The following is a 24,114-nucleotide window of genomic DNA, read 5'->3' on the forward strand; positions in this document are numbered from 1 at the left end:
AGCTAATGCGCCGCAGGCCCATCCTCTAGCAGCAGATTGCTCCGCCTTTCATCCCAAGCCCAGGAGGGCCAAGGAATTATCCGGTATTAGCTACCGTTTCCGGTAGTTATCCCAGTCTAGAGGGTAGGTTGCCTACGTGTTACTCACCCGTCCGCCGCTAAGCCAGGTTGGAAGCAAGCTTCCAACAAGACTCCGCTCGACTTGCATGTATTAGGCACGCCGCCAGCGTTCGTCCTGAGCCAGGATCAAACTCTCCAAATAGGTTTTTCCGGGTGGCTACTTCACCCGAATCACTCCGAGGAAATAACCATCCGAAAAAGATATTAGAAAGAGCGATTGCTCATTTTGAAACTGACGATTCATTATATGAATCTCTTAAAAATTAACGCGTTCCATTTGTTCAGTTTTCAAAGAACTTGCTCCCGTCTTCTCAACACTTCGTGTTAAGCGCAGGAATTAGATCATATCATGTTTCATTGTATCTTGTCAACTTATTTCTTCTCCGCTCATTTATTCAGCGTCGATGCCTCATAAGCACAAGAGATAATATATCACGCCATTCTGATGATTGCAAGTATTTTTTATAAATAAATGAACTGGCGCATAATTTGTACGGATAGGGCACAAATTGATTTCCATAATACAATACTTATGGCTAGAATAAAGCATAATAAAAGCCAGCAATTACTCACATTATCAACCAGCTCTGAAAGGAGAACTGATGAATAACAAAACCCTATCGTCCACAGCACCAATAATGAAAGAAGAGCAGGATCAGCGCCATCTGCAGCAGGCTACCATCTACCGTATTTTACTGGCTGTCAGCTTTGTTCATTTATTTAATGATTCCATTCAAGCACTGATTCCGGCCATGTTCCCTATCTTGAAGGACAATATGCTGCTTTCTTATGCTCAAGTGGGATGGATCGCTTTTGCCCTGAACATTACATCCTCAGTGATCCAGCCTGTTATAGGATATGCCGCTGACCGCAAACCACGGCCTATCCTGCTGCCGCTGGGAATGTGCTGCACTTTTGCCGGAGTGTTCCTGCTCGCTTTTGCCGGCAATTATGCGCTCGTCATATTTTCAGTGATGCTGGTCGGATTCGGATCGGCTGCTTTCCATCCGGAAGGGATGCGTGTGGCTCATATGGCGGCGGGACAGCGCAAGGGATTATCCCAATCCATCTTTCAGGTTGGCGGCAACGCCGGACAATCCTTAGGTCCACTATTGATGAAATGGATATTCATCCCGTTCGGGCAGATGGGCGCGCTGGGGTTCACTGTCATTGCGGCAGCTGGCATTGCTGTTCAGACCTACGTGGCCAAATGGTACCGGCAAATGCTGAACGAAGGATATACCTTCCGTAAAAAATCCGCTGCACGAACAATTGATCCTGCACGCAGCAGAAGTATTTTGACTGCCACTATTATTCTGGTCTTCCTTGTATTCGTCCGTTCCTGGTACGGCGCCTCGATCGGCGGCTACTATGCCTTCTACTTAATGAAGAATTATGGGATGACCATTGATGATGCCCAGATCTACATTTTTATGTACCTGGCTGCCGGTGCGGTTGGCACATTCTTTGGAGGGCCGCTTGCGGACCGCTTTGGACGGCGGAACCTGATCCTGCTCTCTATGGTGGGAACAGTTCCCTTTGCACTGGCGCTTCCTTTTGTAAATCAGGCCTGGGCTCTAGTACTACTGGTTATATCTGGTTTTATCCTGTTGTCAAGCTTCTCCGTGACGGTGATCTATGCACAGATGCTGTATCCGGGAAATATCGGCACGGTGTCCGGCCTGATTACCGGACTTGCTTTTGGACTCGGCGGCATCGGCTCTGTTGTCATTGGTGAGCTTATTGACCGTATTGGCATTACGACAGTATTCGTGGCCTGTGGATTCCTTCCTCTGCTAGGCCTGCTTGCACTGCTGCTCCCCGGAGACAAAAAGCTGGAAGAATGGGCGGCTGAATAAAGTACTGTGCGCGAACTTCAAAGCCTCTTTATAACCTGGTCCATCCTTCTCGGCTGTTGAGAAAGATGGGCTTTTTGACGAATGGACTAGGCGGCAGCGGCAGCCAAACAGAGAATTATTCAACAGCTGATTTTTGCGGTACAATTATTTAAAAGTTGAATGATTCGTCATAGCAGTAGAGCTAGAGGAGGGACAGCAATGGGGAAAGCTTTGGAGAGGCTCCGCAAAGGCTACGGAAAAAAGCTGGTTTCCATTCACATGTGGAATGCCTGGCTGGTATTGTTTCTGGCAGTAAGCGGATTGCTGCTGGTTGGGGGTTTCTGGCGGGAGCTGCTTGGCGAAGGAAGAGTGTGGCTGAAGTGGGCGCATATCGCATTGGGGCTGGTGCTGCTAGTGCCGGTCATTTATTATTTACTGCTTGCAGCGAAGCATTGGAAAAGACTGAAGGGCAAGGGTCCGCAGAAGGCCAATGTGATTTTTGTGCTGGTTCTGCTGATCGGCTGGATTGTATCCGGGATTGTCCTTTGGCAGTTCAGACTTGCCGGAACAAGAGCAGCCAATGCGGCGCTGTTTATTCATGATCTCCTCACCTGGGTTGGACTTCCGGCCATGATCTACCATTCCATTACCAGGGTCAAATGGCTGAAGGAGCCCAAGAAGCGCTCCATTGTGCCGGAAACAGCTTTGGAGAGCAAGGACAAGATTATAGGAGGGACTCAAAAACCCGCAGCAGCACCGGGGCCTCAGCCGATGTATTCACGCCGCGGGTTCATTAAAGCTGCTGTTGGCGCAGGGCTGGCCGTTACGCTCGGTCCAACCTTTGTACGCTGGATCGGCAAATCCCTTCAGCTTCCGGGTGCTGCCGAGTATGCCGCGGGCAATGCCAATGCTCTGCTTCCCGATCCTATACCGCTGGCCGATTCAGCGCCTCCCATTGGAGGCGGAGCGGAAGGCAGCTTCAGGGTGTATACTGTTACGGATATCCCTGCGTTCGATAACAGCAATTGGTCTTTTACCATCGATGGCCTGGTTGACCAAAAATTCACTTGGAATTGGGAGGAATTCGTCAAGCTGCAGCGCGAGGTGCAGGTCAGCGATTTTCACTGTGTTACGGGCTGGTCGGTATATAAAAACACCTGGGAAGGACTCCCCCTCGCAAAGCTGCTTGAGATGGCCGGTGTAGGCGGGCAGGCAACCATGGTGAAGTTCTATTCCGGCGATGGAGTTTACACCGATTCGCTGACGCTGGCTCAGGCGCAGATGGAGGATGTAATGGTCGCCGTAATGCATGACGGCAAACCGATCCCGAACCAGCTTGGAGGCCCAGTACGCCTGGTAACCCCACAAATGTATGCCTATAAATCGGTGAAGTGGCTTAACCGGATAGAGCTTATTGAAGAGGACCATGTCGGCTACTGGGAACAACGCGGTTATGACAAGGATGCCTGGCTGCCAAATGCGAAGCGGGTATAGACGGGCAGTATGTCTACCGCCTCCTGCTGGCATACACTTTGTTCATCACAGCAGAAAATAATCCAGCCGCCTTCCCACTGCCGGCGGTCATATAGTTATCCTTGTCTGTACGGTCGAATCCCATCCATACAGCTGCTGTTAAGTCCGGGGTATAACCGACGAACCAGAGGTCGCGGTTAGCCTTGCCGGTGATGCCCGGCAGATCAGCCTGGGTCGTGCCGGTCTTCCCGGCTACTGGAATATTCATTCTTGCCTTTGCCCCCGTCCCGTAATTAACAGCGTTACGAAGCATAGCAGTCATGCTTGCTGCAGTTCTCTGCGAGATGACCTGACGCTGTATAGGAGAATAGGTGTACAATCTTTTCCCTTCTGCATCAGTAATGCTTCTTACGGTATGGGCTTCGAGGAAGGTTCCTCCACTCGCAAACACACTGTAAGCCTGCGCCATCTTGAGCGGAGACACTCCGGTATGCAGCCCGCCAAGGGCAATTGACAGATTATTGTCTTCCGGCGGCAGTGCCACTCCAAGCTTGGCAGCGAAAGAACGGGCGTTGGCAATTCCCACCTGCTTCAGCAGCCAAACGGCCGGAGCATTAATGGAATGCTGCAGCGCCAGTGACATGTTGACTTGTCCCCGGTATATACCATTCAGATTACCCGGACTATAATCTCCATACGTCTCCTTCCGGTCAGGGAGCATACTGTCTGGTGCAAAGCGTCCGCTTTCCAGCGCCGGTCCGTAATCAATGATTGGCTTGAACGCAGAACCGGGCTGGCGCGCATCAATAATAGCCCGGTTTGTACCGCCTTTGCCTGGATGGCGCCCGCCAGTCAACGCCACAACATCACCAGTATGATGATTGATTATAGCCATTGCAGCCTCCACTTGCTGCGTAGTCCCGTCCGGGGGGAAGAAGTCAGGATTATCAAAAGACTCTTCCAGCGCCTGCTGGGCACCGGGATTCATTCCGGTCACTATGGTGTAGCCCCCTGTCCGCAATTCCTCCAGCGGCTGTCCGGTCAGCCGGGAAGCTTCCTTAAGTGCCGCATCCATATAAGAATCGCCGATCCTCTCCGCCTTGGCCCTCTCTACAGGTTGAAACTCCTTGCTCATCGCAGCAGCCATTTCCGCGTGGGTAATCAACCCCCGCTGCTGCATAATCTGCAGCACAAGGTCTCTCCTTCCCTTAGACCGCTCCCCCTCCGCCTCAGGGTTGTATACAGAGGGCCCTTTGGGAATGGCCGCCAAGGCAGCAATTTGCCAGATCTCTAATTCTTTCAGTTGAGTTATACCGAAATAATATTCCGCTGCTGACTTTACCCCATATTGGCCGTGGCCCATGTAGATTTGGTTGAGATACAGCTGCAAAATCTCCTGTTTCGGCAGCCGCTTCTCCAAAGCCAGTGCAAGGGAGGCCTCCTTCAGCTTGCGCAGCATATTTTTATCCCTGTCCAGATAAAGATTGCGGGCAAGCTGCTGAGTGATGGTGCTGCCTCCCTCTGAGGCGCTGAGCTGCACCGTATTGTGCAACGCAGCACGAAGGATTCCCGGGTAATCCAGTCCCTGATGGCTGTAAAAGCGCTGGTCCTCGACAGCTAAAAAGGTCTCGACCAGCAATTCCGGCATCTCTTCCAGCCGGGCCGTTGTTCTGTAACCTGATTCGGGAAGCGGGATTCTCCGCAGTACCGTCCCATCCGATGCAAGAATTACACTGGACTCCGGGAGCTTCAGCTTTTCGGGATAACGGCCAAGTACAGCACCCCCGTATTGATGGACATAAACCAGCATAGCCAGCAGCAGTATAGCTGAGACTACCGCAATATCAAAAGCAGTATAAAAGACATGCTGCAGCTTTCGTACGACTCTGGTATCCAGCCTGCTCATGACCGGGTCATCAGGTTCTCCAGGAACCCTTCCATCCCCATCGCCTCCCGTTGAGCCGCTGCTACCTTCGGAACCCGCCCTTGTGCCTGCTCTTCCGTTGCGGCTTCATGCAGCAAACGCAGAAGCGTTCTTGTTCTTAATATCAGAGCCATAAGCACTTCGCTATCCAGCACCGGCTCTTCCGGCTGGCTGATCCTGTAATCGGTCATATCCTCTAACGCCGCAGTGTCCGGTCTCTTGATTCTGCGCAGATTAGCGGCCAACTGGCCCAGCTCGCCGCCGCTGTCTACTCTCAGCTCCCCAAAGGAACCCCGGCTGGACAAGTCTTCTGTTGCCTGCAGCAGGTTCTTGAGATCACTGGATATTTTCTGCGAACGCAGCAGAAAGATTACGGTAAACAGGGCAGTGAACAGCAGCACCGCAAGCGGCCTCCGGCCGATATGATTCGTCATCCAGTGCAGGAGCTTAATCCAAATTGCTGTAGATTCAGCACCATAGTGCGAGTACAGCAATGCAATCGTCCAATACGCGGCAGCAAGCAGCATCCCGCTGAGCAGCACACTGCCTCCAAAGATATACAGATAGCCGGAGCGTACCGTATAGAATTTTTTCAAACTCATCCCCTCCTAGTCACACAGGCAATAACCACCTTATGTCAACTAGACTATCGGCCAATTCTTAAGATGCAGCGGCCAAAATGCTGAAGATTTTCTTAAGAAATCTTAGGCGAGCGGGTAACGTGTAATAAAATCTGTCCGGTACATGTCGCTTGCAGCTGAGATGACTCCCTTATGGCGTTCAACGATCCCCTTAGCAATAGCCAGACCCAGACCGGAACCGCCGGTATATTGGGAACGGGAGCGTTCAGCCCGGTAAAAGCGTTCAAAAATATGCGGAAGATCGCTTTCCGCAATCCGTTCACCAAAATTGCTGATCCGTACCACAGCTTCCTTCCCTTCACGGGACAATCCGATCTCCAGCCTCTTGCCCTCTCTCCCATACCTTATCGCATTGGTAATCAGATTCTCGTAAGCCCGCAGCAATTCATAAGGAGCGGCCTGAATCCATAGCGAATCGGTCTCATCCACCAGTTCGTAAGTCATGCCCGCCCGGGCCAGCTCTGGAACCGCCTCTTCCGCCAACTGGCGCATAAAGGCCTTCAAATCCAGACGTTCCGGTACAAGCGGCAGCCCTCCGCTGCTGACACGGGTATACTCGAACAGATCATCAATGAGTTTTTGCAGAACCAATGCTTTCTGGTAGGCAATATTCACGTAATAGCGCAGCTCCGTCTCTTCCCGGCAGCGGTCCTGCTCGATATATTCAAGATAGCCAAGAACGGAAGTCAGCGGGGTGCGCAAATCGTGGGATACGCCTGTAATCAGCTCATTTTTGGCAGCAACTGTCTTGCGTTCATCCAGGAGGGAATGCTGGAGCCGTTCAGACATGATATTAATGTTCTCCGCCAGCAGACCCAGCTCATCCGCAGTCCGGACCTCGATCCGGTGCGATTCTCCCAGCTTCGTAATTTGCTGAATGCCGCGTGTGATCTCCTCTAGATACAGAACTATTTTTCGCGTATAGATAAAAAAGAAAAACAGAAAGCTCAGAATACCGGCAGCAGTCATTACGGGTACTGAGCCAATATGGTTAATGACCCATCTCAGAAGCTGTGAATACGCCGCTGACGGCGGAGAAGGGTTCAAATAGACCAGGGAATTCACCAACCGGTATCCTCCGATTAGCAGAATAGCTCCTGATACAACGCTAAGTATAAACGCCCATATGAATTTCCAGCGGATCGTACTTACAAATTTGGCATTCAACCTTTCTCACCTCAGGTTTTCAGGACGGCCTGTCCAGTTTGTATCCGATTCCCCACACGGTCTGAATATAGCGGGGGCGTTTCGGGTCAAGCTCCATTTTCTCGCGGATATTGCGGATATGTACCATCACGGTGTTGCCGCCATCCAGAAAAGGATCACTCCAGACATTCGTATAAATCTGCTCCATGCTGAGTACCTGCCCCTGATGTCTGGCCAGCAGCTCCAGAATGGAAAATTCCCGGGGGGTCAGCTTCACCTTGCGGTTATCCACACTGACCTCATGCTTCGCGATGTCTATCACCAAATCTTCGAATATCAGTTCATTCTCGTTAGGTTTCACCGGAGCATCCTTATTGAATCGATGGTAGCGGCGCAGCTGGGATTTGGCCCGGGCCACCAGTTCCAGTGGATTAAACGGCTTCCCTACATAATCGTCGGCCCCTATGCTGAGCCCGAGAATTTTGTCCATATCCGAGTTTTTGGCGGAGAGCATAATAATCGGCATGTTTTGTTCTTCACGGATCTCCATGCAGGCTGCGATTCCGTCCATTCGGGGCATCATTACATCCATAATAATCAGATCGACTGTCTCTTCTCTCAAGTAATCCAGCGCTTCCATCCCGTCATACGCCTTGAGCAGCCGGTATCCCTCATTGCGGAAGTAGATATCCAGCAGGTTTACAATCTCTTTCTCATCGTCAACCAGCAGGATTGTTTCTTGTTTCATTGGCAAGTATCCTCTCTAACCCAAAAATACCATTCCCCACTATTTTATATTAAAGAACGATATGGCAAAAAGCCCTGTATCCGATATTTTTCGGATCAGGGCTTCGGAAATGCCTGTGTATTCAACTGCAATGCCTAACTCTCCAACAGCCGGATCAGCTCTTCTTCATCCTCAATCACTTGAATGCCCAGCTGCTGTGCCTTGGCCAGCTTACTGCCTGCTTTCTCGCCGGCGATGACGAGATCGGTTTTTTTGGAGACACTGCCGGAGACTTTGGCACCCAGCGCTTCCAGACGTTCCGCCGCTTCCTCACGGGTAAGCTTCTGCAGCGAACCGGTCAGCACGACCGTTTTGCCGCTGAAGAAAGAATCGGTACTCACTTGACGCGGAGCCTCAGGTGCCTTCGCTTCCACCCCTAGCTTAAGCATACGGTTGATACTTGTGACCACAAAGGGATCGGCAAAAAAGCTGACAATACTCTCAGCAACAATGCCTCCGATGTCCGGGAGTCCGGACAATTCCTCGGCGGTAGCCTTCATGACCGCTTCCAGGCTGCGGTAATGATCCGCGAGCATTCTGGTGGTTGCCTTGCCCGTGTTCGGGATACCCAGCGCAAACAGGAAAGACGCAAGATCCCGTCCCTTGCTCTCCTCCAGCGCCTTCAGCAAATTGGCCGCCTTCTTCTCTCCAAAACGTTCCAGCTTGACCAGCTGCTCAAAAGTGAGTTCGTACAAATCAGCAGGCTCGCGCACGTTCAATTCCTCATGCAGTTGACCCGCCGTCTTGTCACTAAAGGTTTCGATATCCATGGCATCCCTGGAGGCAAAGTGAGTAATCCGTCCGATGATCTGCGGCTTGCAATCCAGCTTATTGTTGCAGAAGAGGTGTGCGCCGCGCATTTCCAGCGGGAAGCCGCAGGCCGGGCAGTCTACAGGGAATATAATCTCCCCCCCGTCACTCTCCTCTGTTACTTTGCCGAGAATTTCCGGAATGACATCATTGGAGCGGCGGATGAACACACGCGTACCTAGGGCATGCTTGAGATTCTTCCGTTCAATATCCCCAACATTGTTCAGTGTACAATTCTGGACGGTCACGCCAGCCAGCTCAACTGCCTCCACACGGGCCAAAGGAGTCACCTTGCCGGTGCGGCCCACATTCCAGCTTACCGACTCCAGAATCGTTGTGGTTTCTTCCGCCTCGAATTTATAAGCCACCGCCCAGCGCGGGAACTTGTCCGTGTACCCCAGCACCTCGCGGATGCGGAAATCCGTTACCTTGATGACCGCCCCATCGATCAGGTAGTCAAGGCCGGAACGGCTCTCTTCGATCTCAGCCAGCTGCTCGGTGACATCATCAAACTTATCGAAATAAGTCAGATACGGATTGACCTTAAACCGGTTGGTCCGCAGAAAATCCATCATTTCCTGATGGTCGGAAAACTGTACACCCTCTGCATACCCTACATTATAGAAAAAAGCGTTCAGTCTTCGTTCCGCCGTAGTCTTGGGATTCAGGTTGCGCAGCGCCCCTGCTGCCCCGTTGCGGGCATTCTTGAGCGGTTCCGCAGCCCTTGTGTTATAGTCGGCCAGCACAGACAAATTCATAATCCCTTCACCCTGCACCTCAATAACGCCTTCCTTAAACGGAATCGTTAGCGGAACCGATTTGATCGTCTTCACCTGGGCAAGAATGCCTTCCCCGGTCACGCCATTGCCGCGTGTCGCTGCCTGCACCAGCGTTCCGTCACGATAGGTCAGGTTCAGGGTCAAACCGTCAAATTTCAGTTCCACCGCGTAGCAGGGCTCTGGAAGAGGGTTTTCCGGATTTTTGGTGTTGTAATCATTCACAAGCTTCAGTACCCGCGTGTTCCAGCTGCGGAGCTGTTCAATATTCTGCGCCTTATCCAGGCTCCACAGGGGGGCCAGATGCCGGTGCGGGGTGAAGCCTTTGAGCAGTTCTCCCCCTACACGCTGTGTAGGGGAATGAGGCAAAATAATGCCGCTCTCCGCTTCAAGAGCTACCAGCTTATCGTAAAGGGCATCATACTCTTTGTCGCTGACCAGAGGCGCATCCAGCGTATAGTAGTGATAATTATATTGATTCAGTTCGGCTACAAGTTCTTCCATGGTGTGCATAACATCCATCCGGGAACATCCCTCCATCAAATAGTGTCCTACGGTTAGCGTGGTCCAAAAACGCATTCGTTAATCGCAGCCGAATTATTCGACTTTGGTAATGGGTGCAAAGCCCGCCAGCAGCCGTTTCACTCCCACCGGCGCCGGAAAAGCAATCTGCAGCTCCGTATCGTTGCCGCTGCCCTTCACCGACACAATGGTACCGATGCCCCATTTGCCGTGGGAGACCTTGTCGCCGGCCTTGAAGTCGCCCGGCGCCGCCGCTCCCGGAGCGCGCTGCGCGCCTCCGGCGGCCACGGTCACGCGGCCCGCGCCGGCCGCCGCGGACGCTGTGCTGCCGCCGAAGCCGGCGTTCCCGCCGCCTGCCGGCGCGTTCCCGGCAGCGCTGCTGCGGCTGCCGAAGTTGCCCCGGCTGCCGCCGCCGAAGCCGCGGCCGCCATAGGCACCGCCAACCTCCGCGCCGCGGCGGAAGCGGTCCGGGGCTCCGCCGGTATCTTCCTTCAGCTCCTCCGGAATCTCCTCCAGGAAGCGCGACGGCGGATTCGCCGTCGTCCGCCCGAACAGCGTGCGCATCCGTGCACAGCTGAGGAACAGCTGCTTCTCCGCACGGGTGATCCCTACGTACGCAAGCCGCCGTTCTTCTTCCAGCTCATCATTGTCCTGGAAGGCCCGGCTGTGCGGGAAGACACCCTCCTCCATCCCGATAATGAAGACGGTCGGGAACTCCAGCCCCTTGGCGCTGTGCATGGTCATCAGCACCACAGCATCGCTGCGTTCCTCCTCGTCATTCACGCTGTCGATGTCTGCGATCAGCGCCAGATCGGTCAGGAAGGACACCAGCGACTTGTCCTCATTATTCTTCTCAAATTCCATGGTTACCGACAGGAATTCGTCGATATTTTCCAGACGGGAGCGGGATTCCAGGGTATTCTCATTCTGCAGCTCCAGCCGGTACTGGGACAGCTCCAGGATCTTCTCCGTCAGCTCCGTCACGGACAGGAATTCCACCATCCGGTGCAGCGCCTCGATCATATCGTAGAACTCTACGAGCGTATTTCGCGTCCGCCCTGCAAAACCCAGATCATCCACCGTCTGCAGTGCCCGGAAGATCGACACGCCCTGTGAAGCAGCGGCTGCAGCAAGCTTGCCCACTGTCGTATCGCCCAGCCCCCGCTTGGGCACATTGATAATACGCGTCAAGCTGATATCGTCATCGGGATTAGAGAGAAGGCGCAGATACGCCAGCAGATCCTTAATTTCCTTGCGGTCATAGAACTTGATCCCGCCGACAATCTGGTAAGGAATATCCGACTTAATCAGGATTTCTTCTATTACACGCGACTGGGCGTTGGTACGGTACAGGATGGCATGGTTCTGGTATGACTGCCCCTGCTTCACATTCTTGCTGATTTCTCCAGTTACAAAATAACCCTCGTCATGCTCAGAGTCGCCGCGGAAAACCTTGATCTTCGCGCCCTCCGCTGAATCCGTCCACAGCTTCTTGGGCTTGCGTCCGGTATTCAGCGCGATCACGCCGTTGGCGGCATTTAGAATATTGGAGGTGGAGCGGTAGTTCTGCTCCAGCAGAATCGTCTTCGCTTCGGGATAATCCTCTTCGAAATTCAGAATGTTCGTGATATCCGCCCCGCGCCAGCGGTAGATCGACTGGTCGCTGTCGCCGACCACACAAATGCGGTGATGGCTGTCCGCCAGCATCCGGCAGAGCATATACTGTGCCCTGTTCGTATCCTGATACTCATCGACATGGATGTATTTGAATTTCTTTTGGTAAAAATCCAGCACCTCCGGCACTTCCTTGAACAATTCAATCGTCTTCATAATCAAATCGTCAAAGTCCAGCGAGTTGTTGCTCTTCAGCCGCTTCTGGTACATCGTATATACTTTGGCCACGAGGCCTTCCAGATAATCGCCGATTTTCTGCTCATATTGCGCAGGTGTGATCAGTTCATTCTTGGCGGCACTAATCATGGCCTGGACAGCCTTGGGCTCAAACTTCTTCGTATCAATATTCAGATCCTTCATGCAGTTGCGGATGACAGACAATTGATCAGTAGAATCCAGGATAGAGAAGTTGGAAGTGAAACCAATCCGCTCGATATCCTTGCGCAGAATCCGCACACTCATCGAGTGAAAGGTGGATACCCAAATATCCCGGCCCTCGGGTCCTACCAGCTTGGAGACACGGTCCTGCATTTCCCGGGCGGCCTTGTTGGTGAAGGTTATCGCCAGAATCGCCCACGGCGGAGCTTTGCGGTTCGCAATCAGCCAGGCAATGCGGTGGGTAAGCACGCGCGTCTTACCGCTGCCCGCTCCGGCCATAATGAGCAAAGGGCCTTCAGTAGTTTCTACAGCCTGACGCTGTGGAGGATTAAGCCGGCTTACGGCATCCTGTATGTTAACAAGTTGCATGTGTGACATGCTCCTTTCTGAGATTACGAATTAAGCAGAAACGGCTTCGCCGTCCTTATATTTTACAATTCAATCTGCGGTGTTCTTTTCACCGCTTCTACGGTAAGCAGCGCCTGCTGCACATCCTGGTAGATCACATTGCCGACCACTACAGTATCACATAACGCAGCGGCCTGCTCCGCTTCCTCCACCCCTGTAATTCCCCCGCCATAAAAAAGCTGGCTGTGCTCCACAGTCTCTCTTACTGTGCGCACCGTATCCATATCGCCGAAGGTACCGCTATACTCCAGATAAACCACCGGCAGACTCATCAGCTTGTCCGCAATCTGCGCGTAAGCTGCTGCCCCTTCCCCGCTCAGCGAGCTGTCAGCCCCTGTAAGGCGGGCTACGGAAGAATCGCCGTTCAGTACGATGTAGCCTTCGGTTAGCAGCTGCTCCCACGGAATCAGACTCCCGTAGCGTTCAATCGCCCGGCGGTGATGGCCCAATATCCAATCGGTATCGGGGCTGTTCAGTACCATTGGAATCATATACAGATCAAATCCCGGCACAACGGCCACTAAATCCGAGATTTCCAAGGCACAGGGCAGCTCATATTGACGCACTCTGGCTAACAGAGCAACCGTATTTTCATAGGTCACTCCAGTGGAGCCTCCGACCAGTATCGCATCCGTTCCTGACAGGCAGACTGCCTCCAGCTCACGGTCCCCTAGCTCACGGTCCGGGTCCAGCTTAAATACATGCCTCCAGGACTGTATCTTTTGCCGCATTTCTATCATCTTCGTCCATCCTCATTATTCAACCGACTTTAATTCAGACACCCGCTGGCCCAGGCAAATATTTCATGCCAAAAACACTTCCCGCTGCCGCAAAAGCTGTATCTCTAGTCTATGTCAGCACAGAGGGGGTGTCAATTTAAAGAACGGAAAAATACGAACATTTTTTCGCCTTTTTCCGGGTTTTAACGAAGCCCCTTGAACGTGCTCAAGTCTTCCTCGGAAACAAAGTCTGTATAGAAGCCATCCACACCAAGACGCGAGAGCTTCACAATTTCGGCTTCATCATTCACCGTATTCACATAGACGCGGACTCCGGCCTTTTTCAGCTTTTGCACAAAGCTCTTGGTGGCCCGTTCGGACGGCATGGTGATATCCACACCGCGCTCTTTTGCAAAATCGATTACCTGCTCGTCGCTGTCCTGCGATTGGTAAAGGGTATACAGCACCTCCGGAAAAACATGCACCTTATTAATTACGTCCAGCATGTCCTGACTGTAAATCTGCGGAACCACCCGTTCCAGCAAAGCCGGATCACGGCGCTCCGCAGCCTCTGTTAGCAACGTAAACTGCTGTGTTACCAGCTCAGGCTTAATCTCTTTCGTATCCGTAACGATATAGGCATCCGGATAGGCCTGCAGGAGATCAAGGATTTTCTCAATATCCAGCGGAGAATAGATGTCCAGGATAGGGCTGTCCATAAACTGGGCATATTCCAGCACGGTGCCTTGTTTGGCGGCAGGCAGTACCGTCTGCTGTCCCAGCAGACGGCTCATATTCTTAGACCACTCATGGCGGGCAACCAGCTGATCATCGCTCGTAAGCATCAAATCGGCCTCAAACACACGGGTTCCCTGTTCATAATTGGCCACAAAAGCTTCAAGGGTATTCGTATACGCATGCCCATTGACGCCTCCCATAGCGTGGGCAACGATCCGGTGGGACTGAAAGCCGGCTGACGGCTCTTTATTCCGGTCATCCAGTGTGATCACCAGCAGAGAGAGCAAAGCGAAGATCATAACGACTGTGGCAATAATCCTTGTGTTTTTCATAGATGCGGTTTCCTTTCCATCACTTGGAGTAGAAACAAAAAGAAACGGCTGTGTCTTTCCCGGATTCAAGGAAGGCAACCGTTTCAGCAGTCTAGATTATTAGGAAACAACTATAAGCTCAGTAAGCATTTTTGAATCCATTACGGATGGTTTTGAAAATAATCCGGATATCGAACAGCAGCGACCAGTTCTCGATGTAGAAAATATCATGCTTGATCCGCTCTTCAATAGAGGTATCACCACGGAGCCCGTTGCTCTGTGCCCAGCCGGTAATTCCCGGACGCACATGATGCTTGACCATATATTTCGGAATTTCACCGCGGAACTGCTCCACGAAGTAGGGTCGTTCCGGACGGGGACCGACTACACTCATCTGGCCAAACAGCACATTGAAAAATTGCGGCAGCTCATCCAGGCTGGTCCTGCGGATAAAGGTACCGAACTTGGTCCGCCGGGGATCGACCGGAGTACTCCAGCCCGTATCTTCCACCCCTTCCTGCTGCATCTTCATAGAGCGGAACTTATACATCATGAAATTGCGCCGGTTCAGCCCCACCCGCTCCTGCTTGAAAATGACTGGACCCGGGGAAGTCAGACGCACACCCAGCGCCACAATCAGCATCACAGGTGACAACATAATAATGGCGAACAGCGAGAACAGAACATCAAAGGCGCGCTTGGCCAGCTTGTTGCCGGTCATGTCCAGCGGAATGTCACGGACATTGATCATCGGCATGCCGGCAAAATTATCAAAGTACGGCCGGGCCGGCAGATAATCGAAGAAATCGGGAATAATCAGCGTCCGCACCCCAGCCTTTTCACAGGCGGCAATAATGGCCGGATACTTGGAATGGGCATCCAGGGGAAGGGCTAGAATCACTTCGTCCACCGGCAGCATTTCCAGCATCCCGGACAGCTCATCCACAGTTCCCAGAATCGGCTTGTAACGCTTCGCTTCAATATCATCCCACGTATGGAAATCATCCAGAAAGCCGATGGTTTCATATCCCAGCTCCGGGTACTGCACCAGGTTGTTGTAAAATCTTTTACCCAACGTACCGGCACCTAGAATCAGGACAAACTGGCGGTTAAGGCCTTTTTCGCGCAGCGATTTCAGCATTTTCTTCAGCACATAGCGGTACAGCATAATTGAAAGGACGTTAAAACCCATATAGATCGCGAGGTATTGCCGGGATACGTCAATTTCCTTCAGGAAAAACATTAAGCCAAGCAGCATGAAGACAGCCATGATATGGACCTGGAAAATCTTAAGGAACTCATCGACGAAGCGCTTCTTGCGCTTGGGCAGGTACAGCGAAAGTATAATCCCAATTAGTACGGCAATACCGCCGTAGACAAAGCTCCAATAGGCATACGACTCTATGGGCAGCGTATTATACGATTCCAATAGACCGCTTCGGAATTTAAACCACCAAGCTGCCAAAAAGGACAGTTGTATCACTAAAAAATCGGCAACCATGTAGAGCTGTGTTAAAAACCTCTGGTTACGGCGAATCATAATCTCACCTCAGCATTCGATTCCGTTCTTGAACCCGCTTCTGCGGTATTTGTAAGAGTCTGCGCCGGGGATGGTGCAGTCCGGGGACGGATGAGGGCATTTCGCACCAGTGAGAGCACGAACTTCACGCCCACACCGGTATAGACCGCTCCATTTATCATACTATTGTACCGCTTGCTATAATGCTTGCGGTGAAATAAAATCATCGCCCGATGAAACTCATAGACGATCTTGAACGGCCTGCGCCGCGCGCTGCCGCCCTTCAAATGTATGATGGACGTCTTCGGATAATAATAGATTCCCCAGCCGGCCTCCTTAATCCGGAAGCACCAGTCCAAATCCTCACCGTACATAAAAAAGTCCTCATCCAATCCGCCCACCTGCTCAATCGTCTCCCGCCGCAGCAGCATAAACGCTCCGACCAGACAATCTACAGGATAATCCTGATCAGGATCAAGGTAACCTAACTGATAGCCATTGAATCTCGGCCGGTCCGGGAACAGCTTACTGAAGCCGAAAGCATAATAGAAGGAAGCGGAAGGCGTAGGGAATCCCCGCTTGCAGGCCTTATCCAGTGAACCATCCGGCAAAATCACCTTACAGCCCGAAGCTCCAAGATCCGGCCGGTCGTCCATAAAGGAGATCATCGTCTGCAGCGTGTCCTTCAACACGACCGTATCCGAATTCAGCAGCAGCACATACCGGCCTGAAGCCACCTCCATCCCCTGATTATTGCCACGGGCATACCCGACATTCTCAGAGTTGGCAATCAGCATCACACCGGGAAATTCCCGGCTGATCTTCTCAACCGAGTCATCCCGCGAGTTATTATCTATCAGAATAATTTCATAGACAAAATTAGTTTCCGAATCATATACCGACCTCAGACAGTCCATCGTCAGGCGGCATGTGTTGTAATTTAGCACAATAATACTGACATCTACACTCACTGCAATACGCTCCTGACAAATATAGTAATCTACCGACAATTATTATAACACAAAAACCTCCTTGATAGGCGCCGCCTGTTTGGGAGGTTTTTGCAGAGTGATTTGTTAGAAACTATATGTGCTAAACTTAAGTTTGTGCTATATAAACTGAACTTGTGATTTTTCTATTTGGATTAGTCGTGACTCCAGAGAATGCTTGGACTTCCGGCAGCTGTCCATCTGCAGATTTCTTGATTGTTACTGCTGTTCACGTAACTGCCAACCTTCACTACTAAAGTTATCTTTCCACTGCCTTGTTACCTTGGCTGGTTTTACCTGTTCTGAGGCTCTTAATCTTCGCCTGAATATACTTCCGTTTTTTCTTTAGATTCCGTCTCTGTGCCCAAAATGAGCCCCAGGCTTTAATTAACTTTGGTTCTTTTAGAAGCATATATCCATGTGCTGCGGCCTCGTAGGGCAGGGAGTAGAGCAAAGTCGAAAACAACGTGCGCGCAGGCTCGTTCTTATAGATCATTTTATAACGGTTAATATAGGAAATTCTCCGGATGAACATCGGCTTGCTGTCGCGGCCCGACGTTTTCCAGCCCCGCTCATGGTAGCCGACGGCCTCTGCATCGTAGTAGGCCAGCCAGCCAAATAGCTCTGCCCGCCAAGCCACATCCACATCTTCCTTATACGCAAAGAAGTCCGCATCAAAAAACTCGCCATTCACGCTGATATCCTCAATCATCCGGCGGGAATACATCGCAGCTGCACCAGACACCCCAAACACTATTCCGGATTCCGGCCACTGCGCAGCAGGCTCTCCGGCTCCACGGTCAAAGGCGCGCCGCGCCCGGTTCATCCGCAGTCCTGTACTGTCTACACGGGAGTGATCTGCTTTTAACAAAAGCTTGCCTGTGGCACTGCCGATCCGGGGGTTGGCCTCCATCCTCGCGATCAGACGGGAGATATAATCAGGTTCCAACGTCAGGTCCGGGTTAAGGACCAGCACATAATCTGTATTCGTAGCAGCTATGGCTTGATTGTGAGCGGGGGCGAAGCCGGTGTTGGTGTGGTTTCCCAAAAGAGTCAGTGAAGGAACATGTAGCTCCGACTTCAAGCTCCCCTCCGCTCCGGCTTCCTGCTGTTGAGCTGAAGGAGCTTGCGCTGTAAGTGTATCGCTGAACGCTCTCACCTTGCCCGCACAGCCATCTGCAGAGGCATTGTCTACGACGACGATCTGCTCGACGGGGTATTCCTGGGCATACACTGCCGTCAGACAATCCGCAATGTCATCTGCGCTGTTATAGGTCACGATATGTACGCTTACTGTTTTATTGCTGATATAGTTATTCATAAGTACCCTCAGTATCCTCGAATTCCGGCTTCTAACATCCTCCTCATTATATCGAAAACACGAACAAGCGGCTATGCCATCCTACGGGAGAATATCCCCTGATTCATTGCTACAACTCAGAAGATATTTTTCATTCTCTGCGGGGGCCGAGCCTCTTCTTGAGTAATACATACGCCCACAAAAAAACTCCCAACCCGCTAGTTGCGAGTCAGGAGCTTGCAGAATCATTTGTGATGGTAATTACTTCGCTCTAGCTTCAGTTACTTCAGCTCAAGCAAAAAGTCTCTCAGTCCTTCACGCCATGGCCGTATATCCTGAAAGCCGTTCGTGCGGATCGACAGGTGTTCCATTACAGAATAACGTGGACGCGGCGCCGGCCGTGGAAATTGCTCCGTCGCACATGGCTCCAGCTTTGCGGTAAACTTCAGCCCCAGGATATCCTCTGCTTCAGCGAAGATCGCCTGCGTGAACTCATACCAGGTACAGAACTCCGTATTCGAAGCATGGTATACGCCATACTTCTCGGTCTGAATCAGCTCAAGCAGAAAATTGGCTAAATCAACGGTGTAAGTAGGTGAACCCTTTTGGTCATCTACTACCTGCAGCAGCGGCTTCTCCTGCCCCAGTTTCAGCATGGTTTTGACAAAGTTGTTGCCATACTTGCCGTATACCCAGGAAGTACGCACAATGAAGAACTTGGAGGACAAAGACTGTACCAAGACTTCTCCAGCCCGCTTCGATTTACCGTAGATACTCTGTGGATCGGTATTATCATATTCATGGTAAGGCTGAGTGCCCATGCCGTCAAAAACATAATCTGTACTGATATACACGAGCTTCGCCCCTGCCTTCTCGGCAGCAAGCGCCACATTCCGGCTTCCGGTGGCATTAATCAAATACGCTGCATCTATGTCTGTCTCAGCGACATCTACCGCAGTATGAGCGGCACAGTGAATGACAGCATCCGGTGCGAATCCACCAATGATCTCCACACATTGATCCAGATCAGTAATGTCCATCTCCTGGCGGTCGCAGCCCAGTACTTCATGACCTTGTGCTTGAAGCAACAGCACCAAATCCTGGCCCAATTGCCCGGCTGAACCTGTAACAAGCACCTTCATCTTCGGCATTATAGTGAATCCCCCAGACGGCTGCCGTACTGGAGTGCTGCATATTTTTGGTACTCGCCGGATTGAATACGGGTCCACCATTCCTGGTTATTCAGATACCACTGGATCGTTTCCTTAATCCCCGTCTCAAAAGTATGCTTAGGCTTCCAGCCCAGCTCTCTCGTGATTTTAGTTGGATCAATGCCATAGCGGCGGTCATGGCCTGGACGGTCCTGAACATAGGTAATTAACGAGTCCGGTTTGCCCAGTTCCTGCAGCACCGTCTTTACAATATGCACATTCGTACGCTCATTGTTGCCGCCAATGTTGTACACCTCGCCAATCACACCTTCATGAATAACCAGATCAATCGCGCTGCAGTGATCCTCAACATACAGCCAGTCGCGGATATTCATTCCATCACCGTAGACCGGCAGCGCCTGATCCGCCAAAGCCCGCGAGATCATCAGCGGAATCAGCTTCTCAGGGAACTGGTAGGGACCGTAGTTATTGGAGCAGCGGGTGATATTCACCGGCAGACCAAAGGTCTCATGATAAGCACGCACCAGCAAATCCCCGCCCGCCTTGCTGGCGGAATACGGACTGTTCGGAGTAAGCGGCGTTTCTTCCGTAAACAGGCCAGTCGCCCCAAGTGTTCCATACACCTCATCTGTAGAGACCTGAACAAACTTGGTCACGTTATATTTTTTGGCCGCATCCAAAAGCACTTGCGTCCCCAGCACATTCGTCTTCACAAACACATCCGGCTCCAAAATACTCCGGTCCACATGCGACTCCGCCGCAAAGTTGACCACCACATCAACGCCTTGGCTGAACAGCGCATCCATCGCCTGTACATCCGTGATATCAGCCTTGGCAAACGTATAATTCGGATGATTCTCAATCGACTTCAAATTTTCCAGATTGCCTGCATACGTCAAAGCATCCACATTCAAAATTTGGTAATCCGGGTGCTGCTGCAGCATGTAAATTACAAAGTTGCTGCCGATGAAGCCGGCTCCGCCGGTAACTAGCAGTTTCATGTGTGTACCCACCTTTTATTCATTGAAATATAATGCCCATCATAATCGCTATATTAAAAAAATGGGCTTGGTGTCCATTACTGTTCAAAATTCAGTTCCGCATCCTTCAAAAGCGGATGACGCTGATCTTTATCCGATAACACCGGAGCAGACGCCGGCCAATCAATGCCAAGCGCCGGATCACTCCATAATATGCCGCGGTCATTCTCAGGGGAAGAATATTCGTCCACTTTGTATAAGACTTGGGTGGGGATACAGAATCCCAACAATAAATTATAAATTTATTTTGTTATAAAAATATACATGCAAAGTTAGTATATCAATGAAATGCAGGATACACCAGAGCTTGAAAGAAAAATTATTTTTTAGTAATAAATTGCTTAATCCATCACGTCCAATTTATAACATTTACCAAACCATTTAACTTGTCAAATAAAGGAGGTCAAAGTAAGATTAAATAGAATGAGGAATAGACTTAAAATACAAGTAAATAGAATAATAATATTTGATTATAGCTTTTAACGATCCCTTCTACACTTCCTATTTTACGGATGGTCTTATAAGTTTATTGCTAAGGAAGGGGGGCCAGCATCTATTGAAAACCAATATACCGAAAATCACTATAATACTATGTTCAATTATACAATTACATTTAGTTGAATGTTAATATATACTTAGCAAGCAATATCTGAATAGGAAGAGAAGGAGCGATAATCTTTTGGAAAGAAAAAGTGTTACACCAATTACTTTGGCACTCGTAATCCCCTGTTTTAATGAGGAGGATGTACTACCTGAAACTATTAAACGTCTAACGGTTATTTTAGATGAGTTAGTAAAATATAAAAATATCCATAGTGACAGCAAGATTATATTTGTAGATGATGGTAGTCGTGACAAAACGTGGGGTATTATTGAGGATGCAAATATATTCAATAAGTATGTACAGGGACTGAAATTAGCTCGAAATGCTGGTCATCAGAACGCTCTTTTAGCTGGATTGAATTATGCAAAGGATTTTTCTGATTGCGTTATCTCTATAGATGCCGACCTTCAAGACGACCTAGCTGTAATCCCCAAATTCATTGAAGAGTTTAATAATGGGAATGATATCGTTTATGGTGTTAGGAGAGGTAGGTCAACCGATACTTTTTTTAAACGGACTACTGCCCAAGGCTTCTATAAGTTAATGAATTCTATGGGAGTTAACATTATCTATAACCATGCTGACTATCGATTAATGAGCAAGCGGGTTTTAGAACATTTAGGAGAGTTCAAAGAAGTCAACCTCTTTTTAAGAGGACTCATTCCGCTTATTGGTTATAAATCTACTGAAGTATATTACGATCGAAATGAACGGTTTGCCGGAGAATCTAAATATCCTTTAAAGAAAATGTTAGCATTTGCGTTTGATGGAATAACCTCTTTTAGTGTAACTCCAATTCGTCTAATTTCTGCTATAGGCTTTTTAATGTTTCTTTTTAGTTTTTTTATGGCCATTTATATTATAATCAATAAGTTTTTGGGCCATACTTCTTCTGGTTGGTCTTCATTAATGATATCTATATGGTTTATAGGTGGTATTCAGCTTGTTGCTTTAGGCTTTATAGGTGAGTATATAGGAAAAATTTACAGAGAAGTAAAGGCTCGTCCTAAGTATTTTATTGAGAAGTCTACTCTTAATTTGCCGGATCAAAGAAACAAAGAAATAAAGGAACTTGTAGGCACAACAAACTAATATTTTTTAAAAGACTCCCATTCTTAGGAAAGGGAGTCTTTTAAAAGTTAACAGTTTTTTGGGGAATCCTTAAAAAATAAGTTCAATATTTTTAATATTTAGTACCGAATTATCTGGAGGATCAATTCTAACTGCACTAATCTCTGTGATTGCATCTGGGATTGTACAGTATATAACATTTTCACCAGACCGAATATTTTGAGTTCCGCTGAACACTTCACTATATTCTCCATTGGGTGGAAGTAAAAAAAGTTGCAGGTTTCCTTCAATATCAGAACTGAATTCTATTTTCACGAATTTATACGACTGATTTTGGGCATGTGGTGCAGTAGGAAAGGAAAAGTAAGGATCCTCGCCTCTAGAGAAAGCACCGAGTGTTCCAGTTATCTTCATTGCTAATTCAACATTATGTGTGTCAAAGTTCACAGAGCTTATTGCTAGTTTAATAGACTTATATTTCTCACCAAACGGTTGTATTTCTGAAATTTTCAATAGAGGTTTTCCTGTGCTACCCGAAAAATTAACTATTATCATATCCTCTTTTAAATCGATAGATCCCTTATGTGGCCACATAGGCATAGAGGCAGCTATCTGCTTAGCCCTCTCCTTCTGCACCTCGCTTGGAGATATGTACATATAACCCAATGATTGCATGAAGTCTCCGATTCTGAGTTGATTTCCCCCATCCCACTCAAAAAAAGAATATCCCAGTACTTCTTGTTTAATGATTCCATTCCTTATTCCTTGCTCATGTTTGCCCACATAAACAACAGGAAATGGGGGGGGGTCTCCTAGATCCATATTTGTGATTGCATACCCAATTTGATTAGCAAGTTTCACATCATCTTCATACCTTTGGTAATCACTATAGAATAATTGTGCAATAGAGTTTGCTTGGTAGAAAGAGATTATACATATTACAAAAATTATAAACATTCGATATTGAACTTTTCTAACAAGTATAAACAGAAACAAACATGCAGAAGATGTAAATAAAGGCCAAACAAGGTTTCCTCTAACTGGAACAGGAGATCCTGAAATAAAGTAGATTAAGAAGGGAATCAAGCAATAACCAATTAAAGTGAAAACGAGAATGCCAGCATTTCCTCTATCCTTATTTCTCAAAAACTTAACTAAGAAATAAGCAATTAAAAAAAGACTAATAAACATACTCGGTAAAAGCATTTTCGAACCATAAATCAGTTCTCCACTCATCAATTTTGAAAACGATGATAATAAACCTAGAATTATTTCACTGGTAGGTTTCTTGCCCCACATTATGAAATTTTCTATATATCCTGAGGAAGGTATAAAGAGTTGAACAATTTTATCTGCGATTTTATATAATGCTAAACTCACTCCTGAAACCAGTGTTATTTTAAGCAAAATATAGAAATACAACTTAAGATTTAATTTGGTTTTTGATTCTTCTAAGTGTAATATATATATAATTAGTTGTATAAAACACCCGATGATAAATACAGACAGAAAAGCTTGGTATATGGAGGTTGCGAATGAAACAAAAATTACTCCAAGCAGTAAAAATAATTTACTATTATTAGAAGAGATCGCCCATCTAGAAATAAAAATTGATGCGAGAGCAATAATTATCCAGCCTACGCCTAATTCAAAACTCATCATCGAAAAACCGATATTCTCGCTTAGAGCCGGAAAAGTGAGAAAAAGCAGAATAACTATACTGCCCGGAATATATTTCCCCTCTTTTCGAGGAGTTATGCTAGAAAAAGAATATGCCCATAATATTCCGGATAAAGAAAATAATGACACAGCTAGAAATGTACTAGTTATAGAATTTGTATTCCAAAAGTTAAAAAGTGTTTTTAAGATATCTATGCCAAACCGCCCTTGATTGCTCCAATTGTACTGATCACCAAGGGTCAAAGCAATCTCTTCGTCAATCGATAGTGTAAAATGTGTCATAGAAAACCCATAAGCAAATAATGAAACAAAAACAGATATATAAACAAGAAACATGTTGTTCTTGAAAAAATATAATATAGAAAAAAGTTCCTCTCTCATCGGACTATTTCCCGTCTTTATTTCATTCATCATTTAACTCCTTAGTGATTCATTTTATATTTGTGAATATTAAATATTTTATACATAAAAATTC

At 48.8% G+C, this 24,114-nt stretch carries 17 protein-coding genes, 1 rRNA gene and 1 pseudogene; 3 read left to right on the top strand and 16 right to left on the bottom strand.

Translation table 11 applies throughout. From position 1 onward, the window contains the following. A 16S ribosomal RNA gene (locus tag BLQ82_RS23775) occupies nt 1–261 on the bottom strand; the annotation flags it as partial. 496 nt (nt 262–757) lie between these two features. Between BLQ82_RS23775 and BLQ82_RS23780 the strand changes: the two genes are divergently transcribed. Next, nucleotides 758–1,978: an MFS transporter gene (locus tag BLQ82_RS23780; protein WP_062523123.1), complete on the top strand. Its 1,221-nt coding sequence runs from the start codon at nt 758–760 to the stop codon at nt 1,976–1,978. A 198-nt stretch (nt 1,979–2,176) separates the two neighbouring features. Continuing rightward, nucleotides 2,177–3,451 carry a molybdopterin-dependent oxidoreductase gene (locus BLQ82_RS23785; protein WP_062522954.1) on the top strand — a complete coding sequence of 425 codons (1,275 nt, stop codon included), beginning with the start codon at nt 2,177–2,179 and terminating at the stop codon, nt 3,449–3,451. A gap of 13 nt (nt 3,452–3,464) precedes the next feature. On the opposite strand, the gene BLQ82_RS23790 is transcribed toward BLQ82_RS23785, so the two are convergent. The 14 genes and pseudogenes from BLQ82_RS23790 to BLQ82_RS23855 all read right to left on the bottom strand — a co-directional run. Beyond that, entirely contained in the window at nt 3,465–5,336 is a 1,872-nt protein-coding gene (locus BLQ82_RS23790) for a transglycosylase domain-containing protein (protein ID WP_062522956.1), read from the bottom strand. Beyond that, nucleotides 5,333–5,950, bottom strand: a complete 618-nt coding sequence (locus BLQ82_RS23795) for a hypothetical protein (RefSeq protein WP_062522958.1) — start codon at nt 5,948–5,950, stop codon at nt 5,333–5,335. The genes BLQ82_RS23790 and BLQ82_RS23795 overlap by 4 nt, the downstream gene beginning before the upstream one ends. A gap of 108 nt (nt 5,951–6,058) precedes the next feature. Beyond that, nucleotides 6,059–7,162, bottom strand: coding sequence for a sensor histidine kinase (locus BLQ82_RS23800; protein WP_062522960.1), 1,104 nt, complete (start codon nt 7,160–7,162; stop codon nt 6,059–6,061). 19 nt (nt 7,163–7,181) lie between these two features. Further along, a complete protein-coding gene (locus tag BLQ82_RS23805) occupies nt 7,182–7,889 on the bottom strand; it encodes a response regulator transcription factor (protein WP_062522962.1) in 708 nt (235 codons plus the stop codon). Nucleotides 7,890–8,023: 134 nt separating this feature from the next. After that, complete coding sequence (gene ligA, locus BLQ82_RS23810; protein ID WP_062522963.1) at nt 8,024–10,036, bottom strand: NAD-dependent DNA ligase LigA; 2,013 nt, start codon at nt 10,034–10,036, stop codon at nt 8,024–8,026. 75 nt (nt 10,037–10,111) lie between these two features. Beyond that, the gene (gene pcrA / locus BLQ82_RS23815) at nt 10,112–12,457 is read right to left on the bottom strand and encodes a DNA helicase PcrA (protein WP_074648576.1); all 2,346 of its coding nucleotides are present in this window, start codon (nt 12,455–12,457) and stop codon (nt 10,112–10,114) included. Between the two features lie 62 nt (nt 12,458–12,519). Then, nucleotides 12,520–13,227, bottom strand: coding sequence for a heptaprenylglyceryl phosphate synthase (gene pcrB / locus BLQ82_RS23820; protein ID WP_062523125.1), 708 nt, complete (start codon nt 13,225–13,227; stop codon nt 12,520–12,522). A 191-nt stretch (nt 13,228–13,418) separates the two neighbouring features. Next, the gene (locus tag BLQ82_RS23825) at nt 13,419–14,285 is read right to left on the bottom strand and encodes a phosphatidylinositol-specific phospholipase C/glycerophosphodiester phosphodiesterase family protein (protein ID WP_062522967.1); all 867 of its coding nucleotides are present in this window, start codon (nt 14,283–14,285) and stop codon (nt 13,419–13,421) included. A 118-nt stretch (nt 14,286–14,403) separates the two neighbouring features. Next, nucleotides 14,404–15,804 (bottom strand): undecaprenyl-phosphate glucose phosphotransferase, encoded by a 1,401-nt coding sequence (locus BLQ82_RS23830; RefSeq protein ID WP_062522969.1) that lies wholly within the window; start codon nt 15,802–15,804, stop codon nt 14,404–14,406. After that, complete coding sequence (locus tag BLQ82_RS23835; RefSeq protein WP_062523127.1) at nt 15,801–16,700, bottom strand: glycosyltransferase family 2 protein; 900 nt, start codon at nt 16,698–16,700, stop codon at nt 15,801–15,803. Before BLQ82_RS23835 ends, BLQ82_RS23830 begins: the two co-directional genes overlap by 4 nt. A 331-nt stretch (nt 16,701–17,031) precedes the next feature. After that, nucleotides 17,032–18,168, bottom strand: coding sequence for a glycosyltransferase family 2 protein (locus BLQ82_RS23840; RefSeq protein WP_483143699.1), 1,137 nt, complete (start codon nt 18,166–18,168; stop codon nt 17,032–17,034). 185 nt (nt 18,169–18,353) lie between these two features. Next, nucleotides 18,354–19,214 carry a dTDP-4-dehydrorhamnose reductase gene (gene rfbD / locus BLQ82_RS23845; protein ID WP_062523128.1) on the bottom strand — a complete coding sequence of 287 codons (861 nt, stop codon included), beginning with the start codon at nt 19,212–19,214 and terminating at the stop codon, nt 18,354–18,356. 8 nt (nt 19,215–19,222) lie between these two features. Beyond that, nucleotides 19,223–20,245: a dTDP-glucose 4,6-dehydratase gene (gene rfbB / locus BLQ82_RS23850; RefSeq protein ID WP_062522973.1), complete on the bottom strand. Its 1,023-nt coding sequence runs from the start codon at nt 20,243–20,245 to the stop codon at nt 19,223–19,225. A 77-nt stretch (nt 20,246–20,322) separates the two neighbouring features. Next, nucleotides 20,323–20,508 (bottom strand): annotated as a pseudogene (locus tag BLQ82_RS23855) (dTDP-4-dehydrorhamnose 3,5-epimerase family protein); the annotation flags it as partial. 455 nt (nt 20,509–20,963) lie between these two features. Here BLQ82_RS23855 and BLQ82_RS23860 point away from each other — a divergent pair. Beyond that, nucleotides 20,964–21,980 carry a glycosyltransferase family 2 protein gene (locus BLQ82_RS23860; RefSeq protein ID WP_062522975.1) on the top strand — a complete coding sequence of 339 codons (1,017 nt, stop codon included), beginning with the start codon at nt 20,964–20,966 and terminating at the stop codon, nt 21,978–21,980. A 69-nt stretch (nt 21,981–22,049) separates the two neighbouring features. On the opposite strand, the gene BLQ82_RS23865 is transcribed toward BLQ82_RS23860, so the two are convergent. Then, entirely contained in the window at nt 22,050–24,050 is a 2,001-nt protein-coding gene (locus BLQ82_RS23865) for a glucosyltransferase domain-containing protein (RefSeq protein ID WP_062522977.1), read from the bottom strand. Nucleotides 24,051–24,114: the final 64 nt, after the last annotated feature.

Source organism: Paenibacillus jilunlii (assembly GCF_900102965.1).
Classification (GTDB): Bacteria; Bacillota; Bacilli; order Paenibacillales; family Paenibacillaceae; genus Paenibacillus_AQ; species Paenibacillus_AQ jilunlii.